Annotated in this window: 13 protein-coding genes; 6 read left to right on the top strand and 7 right to left on the bottom strand. The window is 54.6% G+C overall.

The features are described 5' to 3' along the window. Positions 1 to 267: 267 nt before the first annotated feature. Both AC2FC2_RS10930 and AC2FC2_RS10925 read right to left on the bottom strand, forming a co-directional pair. Complete coding sequence (locus AC2FC2_RS10930) at positions 268 to 531, bottom strand: hypothetical protein (RefSeq protein WP_490659206.1); 264 nt, start codon at positions 529 to 531, stop codon at positions 268 to 270. A 131-nt stretch (positions 532 to 662) separates the two neighbouring features. Then, positions 663 to 1,928: a mechanosensitive ion channel family protein gene (locus AC2FC2_RS10925; RefSeq protein ID WP_209636594.1), complete on the bottom strand. Its 1,266-nt coding sequence runs from the start codon at positions 1,926 to 1,928 to the stop codon at positions 663 to 665. Between the two features lie 247 nt (positions 1,929 to 2,175). Here AC2FC2_RS10925 and malZ point away from each other — a divergent pair, with 247 nt between their 5' ends. After that, positions 2,176 to 3,999 carry a maltodextrin glucosidase gene (malZ, locus tag AC2FC2_RS10920; protein ID WP_490659205.1) on the top strand — a complete coding sequence of 608 codons (1,824 nt, stop codon included), beginning with the start codon at positions 2,176 to 2,178 and terminating at the stop codon, positions 3,997 to 3,999. Positions 4,000 to 4,064: 65 nt separating this feature from the next. On the opposite strand, the gene ggt is transcribed toward malZ, so the two are convergent. The 3 genes from ggt to AC2FC2_RS10905 form a co-directional block, all read right to left on the bottom strand. Next, entirely contained in the window at positions 4,065 to 5,828 is a 1,764-nt protein-coding gene (gene ggt / locus AC2FC2_RS10915; protein WP_265554634.1) for a gamma-glutamyltransferase, read from the bottom strand. 229 nt (positions 5,829 to 6,057) lie between these two features. Further along, positions 6,058 to 6,660, bottom strand: coding sequence for a peroxiredoxin C (locus AC2FC2_RS10910; protein WP_012005499.1), 603 nt, complete (start codon positions 6,658 to 6,660; stop codon positions 6,058 to 6,060). 229 nt (positions 6,661 to 6,889) lie between these two features. Next, on the bottom strand, positions 6,890 to 7,471 hold the full coding sequence (locus AC2FC2_RS10905; RefSeq protein ID WP_209636588.1) for an ACP phosphodiesterase: 582 nt from the start codon (positions 7,469 to 7,471) through the stop codon (positions 6,890 to 6,892). Between the two features lie 246 nt (positions 7,472 to 7,717). On the opposite strand from AC2FC2_RS10905, the gene queA reads away from it, so the two are divergent. The 5 genes from queA to secF all read left to right on the top strand — a co-directional run bounded on the left by queA (position 7,718) and on the right by secF (position 13,328). Then, on the top strand, positions 7,718 to 8,788 hold the full coding sequence (gene queA / locus AC2FC2_RS10900; RefSeq protein ID WP_265554630.1) for a tRNA preQ1(34) S-adenosylmethionine ribosyltransferase-isomerase QueA: 1,071 nt from the start codon (positions 7,718 to 7,720) through the stop codon (positions 8,786 to 8,788). Between the two features lie 70 nt (positions 8,789 to 8,858). After that, complete coding sequence (gene tgt, locus AC2FC2_RS10895) at positions 8,859 to 9,986, top strand: tRNA guanosine(34) transglycosylase Tgt (protein WP_209636583.1); 1,128 nt, start codon at positions 8,859 to 8,861, stop codon at positions 9,984 to 9,986. Positions 9,987 to 10,143: 157 nt separating this feature from the next. Then, the gene (gene yajC, locus AC2FC2_RS10890) at positions 10,144 to 10,476 is read left to right on the top strand and encodes a preprotein translocase subunit YajC (RefSeq protein ID WP_004949246.1); all 333 of its coding nucleotides are present in this window, start codon (positions 10,144 to 10,146) and stop codon (positions 10,474 to 10,476) included. A gap of 25 nt (positions 10,477 to 10,501) precedes the next feature. Further along, on the top strand, positions 10,502 to 12,349 hold the full coding sequence (gene secD / locus AC2FC2_RS10885) for a protein translocase subunit SecD (protein WP_209636581.1): 1,848 nt from the start codon (positions 10,502 to 10,504) through the stop codon (positions 12,347 to 12,349). A gap of 10 nt (positions 12,350 to 12,359) precedes the next feature. Further along, complete coding sequence (gene secF / locus AC2FC2_RS10880) at positions 12,360 to 13,328, top strand: protein translocase subunit SecF (protein WP_209636579.1); 969 nt, start codon at positions 12,360 to 12,362, stop codon at positions 13,326 to 13,328. Between the two features lie 81 nt (positions 13,329 to 13,409). On the opposite strand, the gene ttrR is transcribed toward secF, so the two are convergent. Both ttrR and ttrS read right to left on the bottom strand, forming a co-directional pair. Continuing rightward, on the bottom strand, positions 13,410 to 14,009 hold the full coding sequence (gene ttrR, locus AC2FC2_RS10875) for a tetrathionate respiration response regulator TtrR (protein WP_490659204.1): 600 nt from the start codon (positions 14,007 to 14,009) through the stop codon (positions 13,410 to 13,412). Further along, positions 13,984 to 15,741, bottom strand: coding sequence for a tetrathionate respiration histidine kinase TtrS (ttrS, locus tag AC2FC2_RS10870; protein WP_490659203.1), 1,758 nt, complete (start codon positions 15,739 to 15,741; stop codon positions 13,984 to 13,986). The genes ttrR and ttrS overlap by 26 nt, the downstream gene beginning before the upstream one ends. Between the last annotated feature and the right edge of the window lie 22 nt (positions 15,742 to 15,763).

Below are 15,763 nucleotides of genomic sequence, written 5' to 3'. Positions count from 1 at the left end.
TTTCGCCTATGCGTTGTTCTTGCGTTCGACGTCTTCAAGGGCGTCCAACACAATGCTCATCTCATCATTTCCACTGTCTTTCATCTCGCAACGTCACACTGAAGACATAGGGGCCGCGCCCTCGGCCCTTCCAATTGCCGTTCATTGTGGCTACAGAGAAAGATAAGATATTTACGGCAATTCTGGCTGCACTGAACCTACAGAGACCGAATAAAAAATGCCAATCGGGCTTAGCCGATCGGCATTAGGCCTGGCGCCGGTGTTTTTTTATCGCTTATCTTCCGGTTCGTCGTCACCAGAGGCGCGGGCTTCAACGCGCAGGCTGCTGTCATTCAATCGTTCTTCCTGCTCATCGCCTGCGGTGCGTGCCAGTATCTCGCGGATATCCTGCATTTTGTTGCTCAGGGTACTCAGTGCGGGTTGCAAAGTGCGGCTCAGACGGCTTTCGTCCAGTGAGGCGCTGTGCAGGCAGCCGACAAACATCAGGGCAGCCAGTAGGGTAAACAGTCGGTGGCGTAATTTTTTCTGCAATCCTCTTTTCCTTCAGCGGGCGATAATCAGCGCATTAACGCTGTTTTTATGCCGAAAGAAAAGAGGTCTGAGACATCCGTTACCCATAGGTTGATAGTCATTACCGGCAGAAACAGTTACGTCAGTCTGCGTCAGGAAATCTCTGTTGCCTGCCGCATTTGGCTGAGCATGCTGCGCATGTCGTTGCCGGTTGGCATCTGATGCACCCGCAGATCGAATTCGTTAATCACCGCCAGAATATGGTCAAAAATATCAGATTGAATACTTTCGTATTCCGCCCAGACCGTGGTGTTGGTGAAGGCGTAAATCTCCAGCGGCAATCCCTCCGGCTGCGGGGCTAGCTGGCGCACCATGAGCGTCATATTTTGATGGATACCTGGGTGAGCGCGCAGGTATGCCACCAGATAAGCACGTAATGTGCCCAGATTGGTCAGACGGCGGCCGTTGAGTGGAGAACTGAGATCTACGGCAATCTGCTGATTATGCTGGCTCAGCTCCTGCGTTTTATCGTTCAGATAACGCTGCAGCAGCGGATTGCGGTTCAGCCGCTGTTGCTCTTCGTCCGACAAGAAATGTACGCTGGTGGTATCGATATTGATGCTGCGCTTAATGCGGCGTCCGCCGGACTCCGACATTGAACGCCAGTTTTTAAAGGAGTCGGAAATCAGGGCATAAGTCGGAATTGTCGTGACGGTGTTGTCCCAATTGCGTACTTTTACCGTGGTCAGACCGATGTCGGTGACCGCGCCATCAGCGCCGTATTTCGGCATTTCCAGCCAGTCGCCGATGGTCAGCATATCGTTGGCGGAAAGCTGAATACCGGCCACCAGACCGAGAATGGGGTCTTTAAACACCAACATCAGCACTGCGGTCATCGCCCCCAGGCCGCTGAGCAGCAGCAATGGCGATTTGCCCATCAATAACGAAACAATCATGATGCCAATCAAAATGGCGGCGACCAGCTTCAGCCCCTGAAAAATACCGCGCAACGGTAACTGGTTTGAGATCGGGCTTTGGCGCAGCATTGCCAACAGCGTATCCAGGAGGGAAAACAGCGACAACAGAGCGAAGCCCATAATCCAGACTTGTGCGGCGGTGACGATAATCGCCTGTGTCTGGCTGCCTGCGTGCAGCCACAGTACCGCCTGCACATTAATGATCACCCCTTGTAGTAACAGAGCCACGCGCTGGAAGAGTTTGTATTGGGTAAGCGCTTGCTGCCATACCCGTTGCGATTGTTGACCACGACGTTGGATCGCCGCCAATACGACGCGATGCAACACCAGGTGGATCACCACCGAGATCAGCACGATCAATCCCAGCACCATGAGCAGAGACATCACCCCACTGAATTCCAGCCCAAACTTCTCCAGCCAAAGGGTTATCTGTTGTTGCATTACGGCTCCTTAAAAAATGCGCAAGAAATATCCAATACACTCAAAAGACGTTAGCCTAATGGCTGCGGGCCATAATGTGCGCCTGTTTACCCTTTTTTACATAGGGTTGCCGCTGACTGACGCTCTCCACCCCCCGGCTCCTCCCCGAGTTTGCAGGCCAGAGAGGAGGGGGACTTGCACTCAACGTGGCATTGTTCGTGGCATTGAATAACGTCGTCGATTTCGTTTTGTACAGCAGGAGAACAGTATGCTTAATGCCTGGCATCAACCGGTCCCGCCCTTTGTGGTGAAAAAGGGACAACGCCTGGATATCACGCTCTGGTTACAAGGGGATGATCTGCCCGAACGCGTGTTTTTACGTGCCGAGCCGGACAATGAAGAATGGCTGTTGATCATGAAAGTGCAGCGCGTTGATGGCATGTCTCGCTATCAGGCCAGTCTGACGCTAAATGAAGGAGAACCGACCCGCCGTTACTGCTTCAAGCTGGTTTGGAACGATCGCCAACAATGGTTTGGGCCACTGGGGGGGTTGGTTACGCCACCTGCGCAATTGACGCAGTTTGCGGTCGATGTGCCTGATAGCAGCCCGGACTGGGTGGCGGATCAGGTCTTTTATCAAATTTTCCCTGACCGTTTTGCCAGTAGCGGTGGTGAGCACGGTATTCAAAACGGGAGCTATAGGCATCATGCAGCGGGTTGTGAGGTTGTGCGCCATGACTGGCAACATCCGTTGGAGGACCGTCATGCCGCGTCCACCTTCTATGGTGGCGATTTGGATGGTATCAGCCAAAAGCTGCCTTATCTGCAGGCGTTAGGCGTAACGGCACTGTACCTGAACCCGATTTTCACCGCACCGAGTGTGCATAAATACGATACTGAAGATTATTATCAGGTCGATCCCTATTTCGGTGGTAATGCCGCGTTGCAACGTTTGCGAGTGAGCACTCACAAGGTAGGGATGAAACTGGTGTTAGACGGGGTGTTTAACCATACCGGCGATTCACATCCGTGGTTTGATCGTCACCAGCAAGGTGAGAACGGCGCTTGCCACCACCCAGACTCGCCGTACCGTGGTTGGTTTAATTTCTACCCGGATGGCCGCGCGCTTGATTGGAAAGGCAATGCCAGCCTGCCAAAACTCAACTTTGCCGAACCGCAGGTTGCGGAGGCGATTTACCGGGGGGAGGGCAGCGTGGTGCGCCACTGGCTACGCCCGCCGTACAGCATTGATGGTTGGCGACTGGATGTCGTACATATGTTGGGGGAGAACGGCGGTGCTACCGGCAATTTGCAGCATCTGGCGGGTATTTATCAGGCGGTAAAACAGGAAAATCCACAAGCTTACGTATTGGGTGAGCATTTTGGTGATGCACGCCGCTGGTTGCATGCCGGCGTGGAAGATGCAGCAATGAACTACATGGGGTTCGCTCTACCGGTACGAGGGTTCCTTGCTGGGCTGGACGTCGCACACCATCCGGTGCAGATGGATGCTGCGGACTGCGCCCAGTGGATGGATGACTACCGAGCCGGGCTGCCACATGGCCGCCAACTGATCCAGTTCAACCAGCTCGACAGCCACGACACCGCACGTTTTCTGACGCTATTGCAAGGCAATCAGGCGCGCATGCAGATGGCGGCGGTGTGGCTGATGAGTTGGATCGGCGTGCCGTGTTTATATTATGGCGACGAGATTGGCCTGGATGGTGCCAATGATCCCTTCTGTCGCAAGCCTTTCCCGTGGGACGAAAACCAGTGGGACCAGCGCTTGTTGGCCCTGTGCCAGCGTATGGCGGCATTGCGTAAACGGAGCCTGGCGCTGCGCCGCGGTGGTTGTCAGGTACTGCACGCCTCCGGTGAAACGTTGGTGTTTGTGCGCATCTATCAACAGGAGCAAGTGCTGGTGGCGTTACAGCGTGGAGGCAGTGGCGCAGTGACCTTGCAGCATAGTCCACTGCTGGCCGCAGGCAAATGGCAACGGCTGGAAGGGGACGGCGAGTTGCATGACGGGCAGAATGCTGTCTCGCTGCAATTAGGCGAGGAATCAGTGACCCTGTGGCGACGAATCGGTTAACGCTGTACAGGGGCCGGTAAACCGGCCCCTGACTGGGTTAGTGGGCGTTCACACGCCCAGTGAAATCAATAGCCTACCGCAGAGCCCGCTGGGCGACGAACGTCGTTAGCTCCGTACAGGTAGCCTTCGCGCACCTTGCCAGAGACTGCTGAGTCGTTGCCGGAGTTGGCCGGGCTGACGCCAACCGCGCCGGGTAAACCGACCAGAATCAATTCAGCTGCACCCCACGGCGTTTGCTCTACCATCTTGTAGCCCATACCGCTGAGAAGTTTTAGCGTATCGGCCGAAACCCCACGCTGTTCGTAGTAAACCTCATCCGGCAGCCACTGATGGTGGATACGCGGCGCATCTACGGCTTCTTGCGGAGCCATACCGTGGTCGATCACGTTCAGTGCCGTCTGCAAGGTAATAGTAATGATGCGTGATCCCCCCGGCGAGCCAAGCACCATAAAGATTTTATTGTCCTTGGTCACCAGTGTTGGGCTCATTGACGATAGTGGGCGCTTACCGGGGGCAATGCTATTGGCGGTACCTTGCACCAGCCCATAGAGGTTTTTCTCACCGACTTTGACGGTGAAGTCATCCATTTCATCGTTGAGGAAGAAGCCGGTACCCGGAGCAATCACCACCGCGCCAAAGCGACCGTTGACGGTATAGGTGGTGGAGACGGCGTTACCGTCATGATCGACAATCGAGTAGTGGGTTGTTTCCGGTTTTTCGTGAGGTTCCATGCCGGGTTGGACATTCTCTGACGGCGTGGCTTTATCGGCGACGATTTTCTTGCGGATCTCTTCGGCGTAGCTTTTGCTGACCAGTCTGTCGATCGGGTTTTTGATGAATTCCGGGTCACCGAGGTAGGTATTGCGGTCCATATAGGCGTGGCGCATGGCTTCGGTCATGGTGTGAATCGCTGCCGCCGAGTTAAAGCCCATGCTTTTGAGATCGTAACCTTCGACCACGTTGAGGATTTCGCACAGTGTCACGCCGCCTGAGCTGGGTGGCGGTGCCGAAACAAATTTATAACCGCGGTAGCTGCAGGTAATCGGCGGGGTTTCGGTGACGTTGTAGTTGGCGAAGTCGGCTGCTGTCAGTATACCGCCACCTTGTTTGGCTGCCGCTTCTACCGCCTGCGGGATTTTTCCTTTGTAGAAGGCATCAGGCCCCCCTTTGGCAATGGCTTCCAGGGTATTGGCCAGGTCGCTTTGCACCAGACGATCGCCCGGCTGTAGCGCCGTGCCGTCTGGGCGCAAGAAGATCTTGGCGGATTCCGGATCCTGCTTAAAGCGTGCGACAGTGGTGTCGAGGATATCGGTATCGGCACGGGTCAGCACAAAGCCCTCACGCGCCAGTTTGATGGCCGGTTCCATCACCTGTTCGCGGCTCAGTTTGCCGTATTTCTTGCGCGCGGTTTCCATGCCAAGCACGGTGCCGGGGACGCCCGCCGCCAGATAACCGTACAGGCTGGCGCCTTTCTTCACGTTGCCGTCGGCATCCAGATACATATTGGCGCTGGCCGCTGCCGGCGCAGTTTCACGGAAGTTAATAAAGGTATCGGTGCCATCAGCCAGATGCACCGTCATAAAACCGCCGCCGCCGATGTTGCCGCAGCATGGGTTAACCACCGCCTGCGCATAGCCAACAGCGACTGCGGCATCAATCGCGTTACCGCCCAACTTAAGGATATCGACACCAACCTGTGATGCCAGATGTTGTGATGTCACCACCATGCCGTTTTTGGCTTCAACAGCTGGATTGGACGCAGCATACAGGCTGCTGCTGACGAGCAGCGCTGCCATGGTCAGCGGTTTGCTCCATTTTTGTAAAAACATAGTTATTCCTACCCTGTCAGTTTTCTTATTGTGTTTGGCTTGCCATGTTTGCACTGCAAAGTGCGGGCCAGCCTATTGATACTAGCTACAGTTAAGGGATTGCGCGGGAAACAGCCGGAGAAATGTGAGCGGAAACAAGGAAATGAAGCACGGAAAGTGGGCAGCGCGCCCTAATTTGGCGCAAAAAAAACCGGCCGCAAGGGCCGGTTGATACACTCACAGGCTGAAATTACAGCTTGGAAGCGTTCTCGGACAGGTATTTAGCGACGCCGTCTGGAGATGCGCCCATACCTGCTTTGCCTTTTTCCCACTGAGCCGGGCACACTTCGCCGTGTTGCTCGTGGAATTGCAGCGCGTCAACGGTACGGATCATTTCGTCGATGTTACGGCCGATTGGCAGGTCGTTAACAACCTGAGCACGAACCACACCGTCTTTGTCGATCAGGAAAGAACCACGCAGGGCAACGCCTGCTTCTGGGTGCTCGATGCCGTAAGCTTTCTGAATTTCACGCTTGATGTCAGCAACCATTGCGTATTTCACTTCCCCGATGCCGCCATTCTCGACGGGGGTTTTACGCCATGCGTTGTGTACAAATTCGGAGTCGAATGAAACGCCAACCACTTCAACGCCACGCTTCTGGAATTCTTCATAGCGGTGATCGAAAGCGATCAGCTCAGAAGGACATACGAAGGTGAAGTCCATCGGCCAGAAGAACAGGACAGCTGGTTTGCCGTTCAGGTGCTTCTTGAAGTTGAAGTTTTCAACGATTTCGCCACTGCCCAGTACGGCAGCTGCGGTGAAGTCAGGGGCTTGACGAGTTACCAGGACCATAATTACTCCTGTAATAGGTGTTAAGGGGTTGATGTAAAAGCAAGGGCCAGTATAGGGGCCACGACGTGGTGAATAAAGGGTAAAAGACCAATCGATGAGATAGCTTTTACCTATCAAAATCGGCAATTAAATTTAGCGAGCTTTAAAAATAACCTTTTCCCGCAAAAGGGCAAGGGTTAAAAAGCAATTTATTGTAAAGCGTCGCATTTTCAACGGTTTTACTTCGGCCTTACAGCTTTTTATCTTTGGCTTGTTGCATCATCAGCGGATAAAACTGCCAGAATTGTATTTCAAGCTGATGATAGTTGCGTTCCACGTCGGCGAAGGAGCCAGCCAGTGCCGCCAGGCGTGGACGACGGCTAGCCATGCCAGCCAGCACGTTGCCGATAAACGGCAGCTCTGCGTAACGCTCCAACCAACGTTCCGGCCATAAATAACCATTTAAATTCTGAAAGCGCGGTGGTGTCATCGGCAGATGCGGGGCGATCTGGTTACGGGCTTGCTGCGTGAAACCCTGCAGGCTAAGAGAGGGCTCCAATTGCTGCCAGTGACGCGCAAGGAAGTGATCCCACACGACGTCGAGTGTGATGGGGGCTACGCGCCGATGCTCATCGGTGAAGTAGTCGCGGCAGGCCTTGACCTGCGGCAGGCTGTCGGTCAACACATCGACGCGACGGTGCATCATAATGCCGGCCACGACCTCGGGAGCGTATTCGCCTGCGGGGTTGCCACGCACGAAGTCGGCCAACAAATTGCCCAGTAGTGAGCTTTCCGCCAGTGAGGCTAAATGGAGATGAGCGAGATAATTCATCGGGCAACTATACCTGAAGTCATGCAAATCCTCCTTATTTCTTGCCGCTGACCGCCCGCAGCTTTAGACTAGGCCGCCTGTTTTTTTATGACCAACATACTCGTCGCCTTTCAAGCCGCAGTGTTGTTGGCTGCACTTGCCCATCCCGGTCACTTACTCAAGTGAGCCAGCGGGGATGCGCAGGCTGGCTGCCTAACTGCAACTTGAAAGCCATCGGGTATAAACAATGAAGAAGTGAATAGAGCCATGCGCGTCGCCGATTTTTCGTTTGAACTTCCCGAGTCCCTGATTGCCCACTATCCCCAACCTGAGCGCAGCGGTTGCCGTTTGCTGCAGTTGGATGGGCCGAGCGGGGAGCTTAAGCATGGCGTCTTCACCGATCTGCTGGATAACCTGGAAGCAGGTGACCTGTTGGTGTTCAACAACACCCGTGTGATCCCCGCACGTATGTTCGGCCGTAAGGTCAGCGGCGGCAAGATTGAAGTCCTGGTGGAGCGCGTGCTGGACGATCATCGGGTGTTAGCACATGTGCGCGCTTCTAAAGCCCCCAAGCCAGGCACCGACCTGCTGCTGGGTGACGATGAAAGTATCGCGGCGACTATGGTGGCGCGTCACGATACGCTTTTTGAACTGCGTTTCAACGATGAACGCGACGTGTTCACTATCCTGAATGCTGCCGGCCACATGCCATTGCCGCCGTATATCGATCGCCCGGACGAAGACGCCGACCGCGAGCTTTATCAAACGGTTTACAGCGAAAAACCGGGTGCCGTCGCGGCCCCGACCGCCGGGCTGCACTTCGACGAGCCGCTGTTGGCTGCGCTGCGCGAGAAAGGCATAGAGATGGCGTTTGTCACCCTGCACGTGGGCGCGGGCACCTTCCAGCCAGTGCGGGTCGAAACTATTGAAGAACACGTCATGCACGCCGAATACGCGGAAGTGCCGCAGGATGTGGTTGACGCGGTGCTGGCGTGTAAAGCACGCGGCAAGCGCGTGGTAGCCGTCGGCACCACGTCGGTGCGTTCGCTGGAAAGCGCCGCCAACGCCAGTAAAGAGGCATTAATTGCCCCGTTCTTCGACGACACCAGCATCTTTATCTTCCCGGGTTACCATTACCAGGTGGTTGACGCACTGGTGACCAACTTCCACCTGCCGGAGTCGACGCTGATTATGTTGGTCTCCGCTTTTGCCGGTTATAAAAATACCATGCATGCCTATCAGCAGGCGGTGGCCGAGCAATACCGTTTCTTTAGCTACGGCGATGCGATGTTCATCAGCCGTAACCCGCAGGCGGAACAAGAGTCCGTCGGCAAATAAATTTTCGAGGTATGCCCTAAATCATTGGGTATTAATGACATCAGACTGTTTCTCTGATGCTGGAGGCTTTGTGAAGTACGAATTAGACACTACCGATGGTCGCGCCCGCCGTGGCCGCCTGATTTTTGACCGTGGCGTGGTAGAAACGCCGGCCTTTATGCCTGTCGGCACCTACGGCACGGTAAAGGGCATGACGCCGGAAGAAGTGAAAGAGACCGGTGCACAGATCTTGTTGGGTAACACCTTCCACCTGTGGCTGCGCCCAGGGCAAGAAATCATGAAGCTGCACGGCGATCTGCATGATTTCATGCAGTGGCACGGCCCGATCCTCACCGATTCAGGCGGCTTCCAGGTGTTCAGCCTGGGGGCGATGCGCAAGATTAAAGAAGAAGGCGTTCATTTCCGTAACCCGATTAACGGCGATAAGGTGTTCCTTAGCCCGGAAAAATCGATGGAAATCCAGTATGACCTGGGTTCTGACATCGTGATGATCTTCGACGAATGTACGCCTTACCCGGCAGATTGGGATTACGCGAAGCGTTCGATGGAAATGTCGCTGCGCTGGGCGCAGCGTAGCCGCCAGCGTTTTGACGAACTGAATAATAAGAATGCGTTATTCGGTATTATTCAGGGCGGTGTTTACGAAGATTTACGTGATGTATCAGTAAAAGGGCTGGTGGATATCGGTTTTGATGGTTACGCTGTGGGCGGCTTGGCAGTAGGCGAGCCAAAAGAGGATATGCACCGTATTCTTGAACACGTTTGCCCGCAAATTCCGGAAGATAAGCCACGTTACCTGATGGGCGTTGGCAAGCCGGAAGATCTGGTTGAAGGCGTGCGTCGCGGTATCGATATGTTCGACTGCGTGATGCCAACGCGTAATGCCCGTAACGGCCATCTGTTCGTGACTGACGGTGTGGTAAAAATCCGTAATGCCAAGCACAAGGATGATACTTCTCCGCTGGATAAAGACTGTGATTGCTACACATGTCGCAATTACAGCCGCGCCTACTTGCATCATCTCGATCGTTGCAACGAAATACTGGGTGCTCGATTGAACACCATTCATAACCTGCGTCACTACCAACGCCTGATGGCGGGTTTACGCGAGGCCATTGAACAGGGTAAATTAGAGCTGTTTGTTGCGGACTTCTACGGTCGGATCGGTAAACCGATTCCACCTTTAACTGCCCAATAGATTTCACGTTGCAGCAAGGCGGCAACCGAATGAATCCCCAGGAGCTTAGATAGCTAAGTGGCTGGGGTGAAAGAGGAAAGCCAACACCGCCGCAGTTTGAAAGATGAAGGGTAGAAACGCTTGAATTAATAATTGATAACTTAATGAGGGAATTTCAATGAGCTTTTTCATTTCTGACGCCGTCGCATCCGCAGGGGCCCCGGCTCAGGGAAGCCCGTACTCTCTGATCATTATGCTGGTGGTTTTTGGTCTGATTTTCTATTTCATGATCCTGCGTCCACAGCAGAAACGCGCTAAAGAGCACAAAAAACTGATGGACTCGATCGGTAAAGGTGATGAAGTGCTGACCACGGGTGGCCTGATTGGCCGCGTAACCAAAGTGGCTGACACCGGCATCATCGCCATTGCGCTGAACGACACCACGGAAGTGATGATCAAGCGTGACTTCGTGGCGGCCGTTCTGCCGAAAGGTACCATGAAGGCCCTGTAATTTTGTTTTCCCTAAGGGAATTGCCGTGCTAAACCGTTATCCTTTGTGGAAGTATCTGATGTTGATCGTGGTGATCATCGTCGGTCTGCTTTATGCGCTTCCCAACCTCTATGGTGAGGATCCGGCTGTACAAATCACTGGCGCGCGCGGTGTCGCCGCCAGTGAAACTACGCTGGACCAAGTCCGTACCGTATTAGAAAAAGACAAGATCGCGAGCAAGTCGATTGCGCTGGAAAACGGCGCTATCCTGGCTCGCTTTAGCAATCCTGACATTCAGCTGCGCGCCCGTGAAGCCTTAATGGCTGAGTTGGGTGACAAGTTTGTCGTTGCGCTGAACCTGGCTCCGGCTACGCCGGCCTGGTTGGCCATGCTGGGTGCAGAGCCGATGAAACTCGGTCTGGACCTGCGCGGTGGTGTGCACTTCTTGATGGAAGTGGACATGGACACTGCGCTGAGCAAGCTGCAGGAGCAGACTATGGATACCCTGCGCAGCGAGCTGCGTGAGAAGGGCATTCCTTATGCGTCTATCCGCAAGCTGGACAACAACGGCGTGGAAGTGCGCTTCCGTGACGATGCTACCCGCGATCAGGCCATCAGCTACCTCAGCCCGCGTCAGCGCGATATGGTGTTCTCTGCCAACGGCACCAACACCCTGAAAGCCAGCTTGACGGATGCCCGTCTGAGCGAAGCTCGCGAATATGCGGTGCAACAAAACATCACTATCTTGCGTAACCGCGTTAACCAGCTCGGCGTTGCCGAACCGCTGGTGCAACGTCAGGGCTCTGACCGCATTGTGGTCGAGCTGCCGGGTATTCAGGATACTGCGCGCGCCAAAGAGATTCTGGGCGCTACCGCGACGCTGGAGTTCCGTCTGGTTAACACCAATGCGGATGCCACAGCGGCAGCCAACGGCCGTGTGCCGGGTGACTCAGAAGTAAAAGACACGCGTGAAGGCCAGCCCGTTGTGCTGTACAAGCGTGTGATCCTGACCGGTGATCACATCACTGACTCGACGTCCAGCACCGACGAATACAACCAGCCGCAGGTTAATATCTCTCTGGATAGCGCCGGCGGTACTGCCATGTCTAACTTCACCAAGGACAACATCGGTAAACCGATGGCGACCCTGTTTGTGGAGTACAAGGACAGCGGCAAGAAAGACGCCAACGGCCGTGCAATTCTGGTGAAACAGGAAGAAGTTATCAACGTGGCTAACATTCAGTCGCGTCTGGGCAACAGCTTCCGTATTACCGGTATTGGCAACCCGAACGAAGCACGCCAGCTTTCGCTGCTGCTGCGCGCCGGTGCGCTGATTGCGCCTATCCAGATTGTGGAAGAGCGTACTATCGGCCCAACCCTGGGGCAACAGAACATCACCCAAGGTTTGGAAGCTTGCTTGTGGGGCCTGGTGGCATCCATCGTATTTATGGTGGTGTGGTACCGTAAGTTCGGCATGATCGCCACCACGGCGCTGGTCGCCAACCTGGTGCTGATTGTCGGCGTGATGTCCCTGTTACCCGGGGCGACACTGACCATGCCGGGGATTGCCGGTATCGTGCTGACGCTGGCGGTCGCTGTCGATGCCAACGTGCTGATTAACGAACGTATCAAGGAAGAGCTGAAGAACGGGCGTTCCGTTCAGCAGGCAATCCATGAAGGCTATAAAGGCGCGTTCTCCAGTATCGTTGACGCCAACATCACTACCCTGATTACCGCAGTCATTCTGTACGCAGTGGGCACCGGTTCAATCAAGGGCTTTGCGATTACCACCGCAATCGGTGTGGCGACGTCCATGTTCACCGCAATTGTCGGTACCCGTGCCATCGTCAACCTGCTTTACGGCGGCAAGCGCATTAATAAGCTGTCTATCTGAGGAGTGCGTTGTGGCACAGGATTATACTGTTGAACAACTCAACTACGGCCGTAAAGTTTATGACTTTATGCGCTGGGATTACGTGGCCTTCGGCATCTCGCTGGTGCTGCTGATCGCGTCAATCGCCATTATGTCGGTGCGTGGTTTTAACTGGGGTCTGGACTTCACTGGCGGTACCGTCATTGAAATCAGCCTGGAGAAACCTGCCAACCTCGATCTGATGCGCGACACGCTGGAAAAAGCCGGGTTCCAGGACCCGGTTATTCAGAACTTTGGCAGCAGCCGTGACGTGATGGTGCGTATGCCACCTGCGACAGGTACCGCAGGCCAGGAACTGGGTAACAAAGTGATCGGCGTCATTAACGAGTCGGTCGATAAAAACGCGAGCGTAAAACGGATTGAGTTCGTCGGCCCGAGCGTGGGCACCGAACTGGCGCAAAACGGCGGCATGGCGCTGCTGGTTGCGCTGATCTGTATTCTGATTTATGTCGGTTTCCGCTTCGAATGGCGTTTGGCGCTGGGGGCGGTTATTGCGTTGGCGCACGACGTGATCATCACCATGGGCGTGTTGTCGTTGTTCCATATTGAGATTGACCTGACCATCGTCGCTTCATTGATGTCGGTTATCGGTTACTCGTTGAACGACAGCATCGTGGTTTCTGACCGTATTCGTGAGAACTTCCGCAAGATCCGCCGCGGGACGCCTTACGAAATCATGAACGTGTCGCTGACCCAGACGCTAAGCCGTACGCTGATGACATCCGGTACAACCTTGATGGTTGTTCTGATGCTGTACATCTTCGGTGGCGCGATGCTGCATGGCTTCTCTCTGGCTATGTTGATCGGTGTGTCTATCGGTACCATATCTTCTATCTACGTGGCGTCCGCGCTGGCGTTGAAACTGGGTATGAAACGCGAACACATGCTGCAGCAGAAAGTGGAAAAAGAAGGCGCAGATCAGCCTTCGATTATGCCGTGATTTGCCCGTGAGTTGAAAATACAATGCCGGTCGGTTTATTCCGACCGGCATTTTTTTGCCTATAGACCATGACTTTTGGGTTTACGGGTGCTCAATCGACGTCAGTTGGTTGAGTGAGTTCACCAGTTCCGCAAGGCTGGCTGCCTGCATTTTTTCCATCACTTTGGCCCGATGAACCTCTACGGTACGAACCGCAATAAAGTGCCGGTCGGCGATCAGTTTATTGGTCATCCCGGCGGCCACAGCACGGGCAATCTCACGTTCGCGCGGCGTCAGCGCACTGAAACGCTGTTGCAGTTGGTGGCGCTCAACCAGGCGTTGGGAGTGGGCTAACCCGCGTTCGAGCGCTTCAATCAGCGGGGCGGCGGCGATCGGTTTTTGCAAGAAATCCAATGCGCCCAATTTCATTTCCGCCACCGCCATAGAAATATCACCGTGACCAGTGACAATCACCACCGCCAGCGTACTTTCCTGCCGGCGCAGTTGCTGATGAACTTGCTGCCCGTCCAATCCTGGCATGCGGATATCCAACATGACTACGCCACATTGGTAAAGATCGACCTTGTCGACAAACCTTTGGCTGTCGTGCCAGATCTGTACCCGGTAGTTCAGTCCCTCGAGTAAAAAGCGGCAGGCGTCGGTAACCGCAAAATCGTCATCGACCAGATGTATCAGCGCCATGGCGAGTTTCCTTTTGAATAACAGGGAAGTGCAAGGTAACGCGTAGCCCTTGCCGTTGTGAGGGAGCCATATAATTTTCCAGCGTCAGATCGCAACCCTGGCTCTTGAGCAGTTTCTGACAGATCACCAGCCCCAACCCGAGACCTTCCTGCTTAGTGCTGCGGAAGGGTACAAACGGCAGTGCCAGTTGTTCTGCGCTCAGGCCGCCGCCATCATCTTCTATGATTAGCCGTTGTTGATGTTGGTCGGTTTCCTGCCGCAAAAAAATGTGTTGGGCACCGGCTTGCAGGCTATTACTCAATATATTGGTGAGCACTTGCTCCAACAGCGTTGCCTGGCTGTACAACTGACTTTGGGCCGGGATGGCAAGGGTTAAACGGCACTGCGGGTACTGTTGTTCGATCTGCATCAATTTTATAAGGTGTTCCACCAGTGGGCGCAGCAAGAGTGGCTTCGCGCTTTCATGTTGCGGTGTTTTACTCGCCCAGCGTCGCAAATTGACAATGCTTTCCGCACCACGTTGCGCCTGCTGGCCAATCTGTTCGAGTATCGGCAGCAGCGCATGTTGGCTATCGCTACGTTCAAGACGAATGCGGCACCCCTCCGCATAATGACGGATTGCGGCCAGCGGTTGGTTCAGCTCATGAGCAAAGCCAGAGGCCATCTCGCCTAGCGTGCTGAGTCTTTGCGCTTGAGCCAGGGCTGCTTCTCTGGCGCGTAACGTCTGATGCATCTGTTCGATCTGACGTCCACGCCGGTGCACCAAATGACCAATCCACAGATGGTTGGCGCCCAGCAACACCATCGCGCCGATAATGGCGCTGAGTAACAGCAGGTGCTGTTGCGCCCAAAGAGACACGTCCTGCCAGAGTGAGCGCTGCGTTGGGTGAATATTCAGATCATGCAGCAACTGATTGACCTGATGAGATGATGCTGGGGCACCCCAAACAGGTAAACGGGGTATGTCCATTTGCAGTAACTGGCGGGTCAACTCGTCGGCCAGCCGATCTGGCACGTGGTTTAAGGCTGCAAATGACCAATTAGGGTAAAGCTCAGTGCTCGTCAGGCAGTGCTGGTCACTGTGTTTTTCCAACAGGGCGCGGTAGTCACTGGCTTGCAGCAACCCTTCCGTTTGCATTTTTTCCAACAGGCAAACGGGCACAATCACGGCGTCCAGTGCGCCATCGCGCAACTGATACAGCAAGGCATCTGCCGGATAACCGCTGAAGTGCAGCGTCAGATCTTTTTCCGGGCGCAGACCCGCGCCAAGGAGTTCTTTATATCCCAGCAGGTAACCGCCAAATGCGTCAGCGGCGACTGCGCCAACTTTTCGACCGACGAGCTGGCTGGCGGTGGTGACAGGGCTGTCGCGCCTCACCAATATGACGCTACCGACCACGTTGTTTGACGCCTGTTGCGACGATGGGGAGGAACGCAGTGAAACCAGCCAACGCAATGGGTAGCGGTTATCCAACTGGACGTATTGTGCCGGGTTGGTGAGCAAAAAATCGACGCGTTCGCTGCGGACTGCTTCACCCATACCGGACAGACTCACCGGCGACAATTGAAAGCTGTCCTGGGGAAACTGACGATTGAGATGGTCGACCAAGGGTTGCCATTGGGCCAGTGCATGAGCATCACCACGCAGTGCGAGTACTGCGATAGTCCATTGTCCCGCCCAAGCCGCGTTTAACCAACTGCTCAGCAACAGGAATAGCGCCGCTCTTTTCACATCATCTCCGCTTTTATGATCT

Source organism: Serratia sp. CoH_122_TC_1 (assembly GCF_058191755.1).
The sequence above is the reverse complement of the archived record's forward strand: the minus strand, read 5'-3'. Positions and strand labels throughout refer to the sequence as shown.

Coding starts and splice junctions, on each gene's coding strand:
- AC2FC2_RS10910 (WP_012005499.1), bottom strand. CDS start 6,660: ATGGTCCTGGTAACTCGTCAAGCCCCTGACTTCACCGCAGCTGCCGTA.
- yajC (WP_004949246.1), top strand. CDS start 10,144: ATGAGCTTTTTCATTTCTGACGCCGTCGCATCCGCAGGGGCCCCGGCT.
- AC2FC2_RS10925 (WP_209636594.1), bottom strand. CDS start 1,928: ATGCAACAACAGATAACCCTTTGGCTGGAGAAGTTTGGGCTGGAATTC.
- malZ (WP_490659205.1), top strand. CDS start 2,176: ATGCTTAATGCCTGGCATCAACCGGTCCCGCCCTTTGTGGTGAAAAAG.
- AC2FC2_RS10905 (WP_209636588.1), bottom strand. CDS start 7,471: ATGAATTATCTCGCTCATCTCCATTTAGCCTCACTGGCGGAAAGCTCA.
- queA (WP_265554630.1), top strand. CDS start 7,718: ATGCGCGTCGCCGATTTTTCGTTTGAACTTCCCGAGTCCCTGATTGCC.
- ggt (WP_265554634.1), bottom strand. CDS start 5,828: ATGTTTTTACAAAAATGGAGCAAACCGCTGACCATGGCAGCGCTGCTC.
- ttrR (WP_490659204.1), bottom strand. CDS start 14,009: ATGGCGCTGATACATCTGGTCGATGACGATTTTGCGGTTACCGACGCC.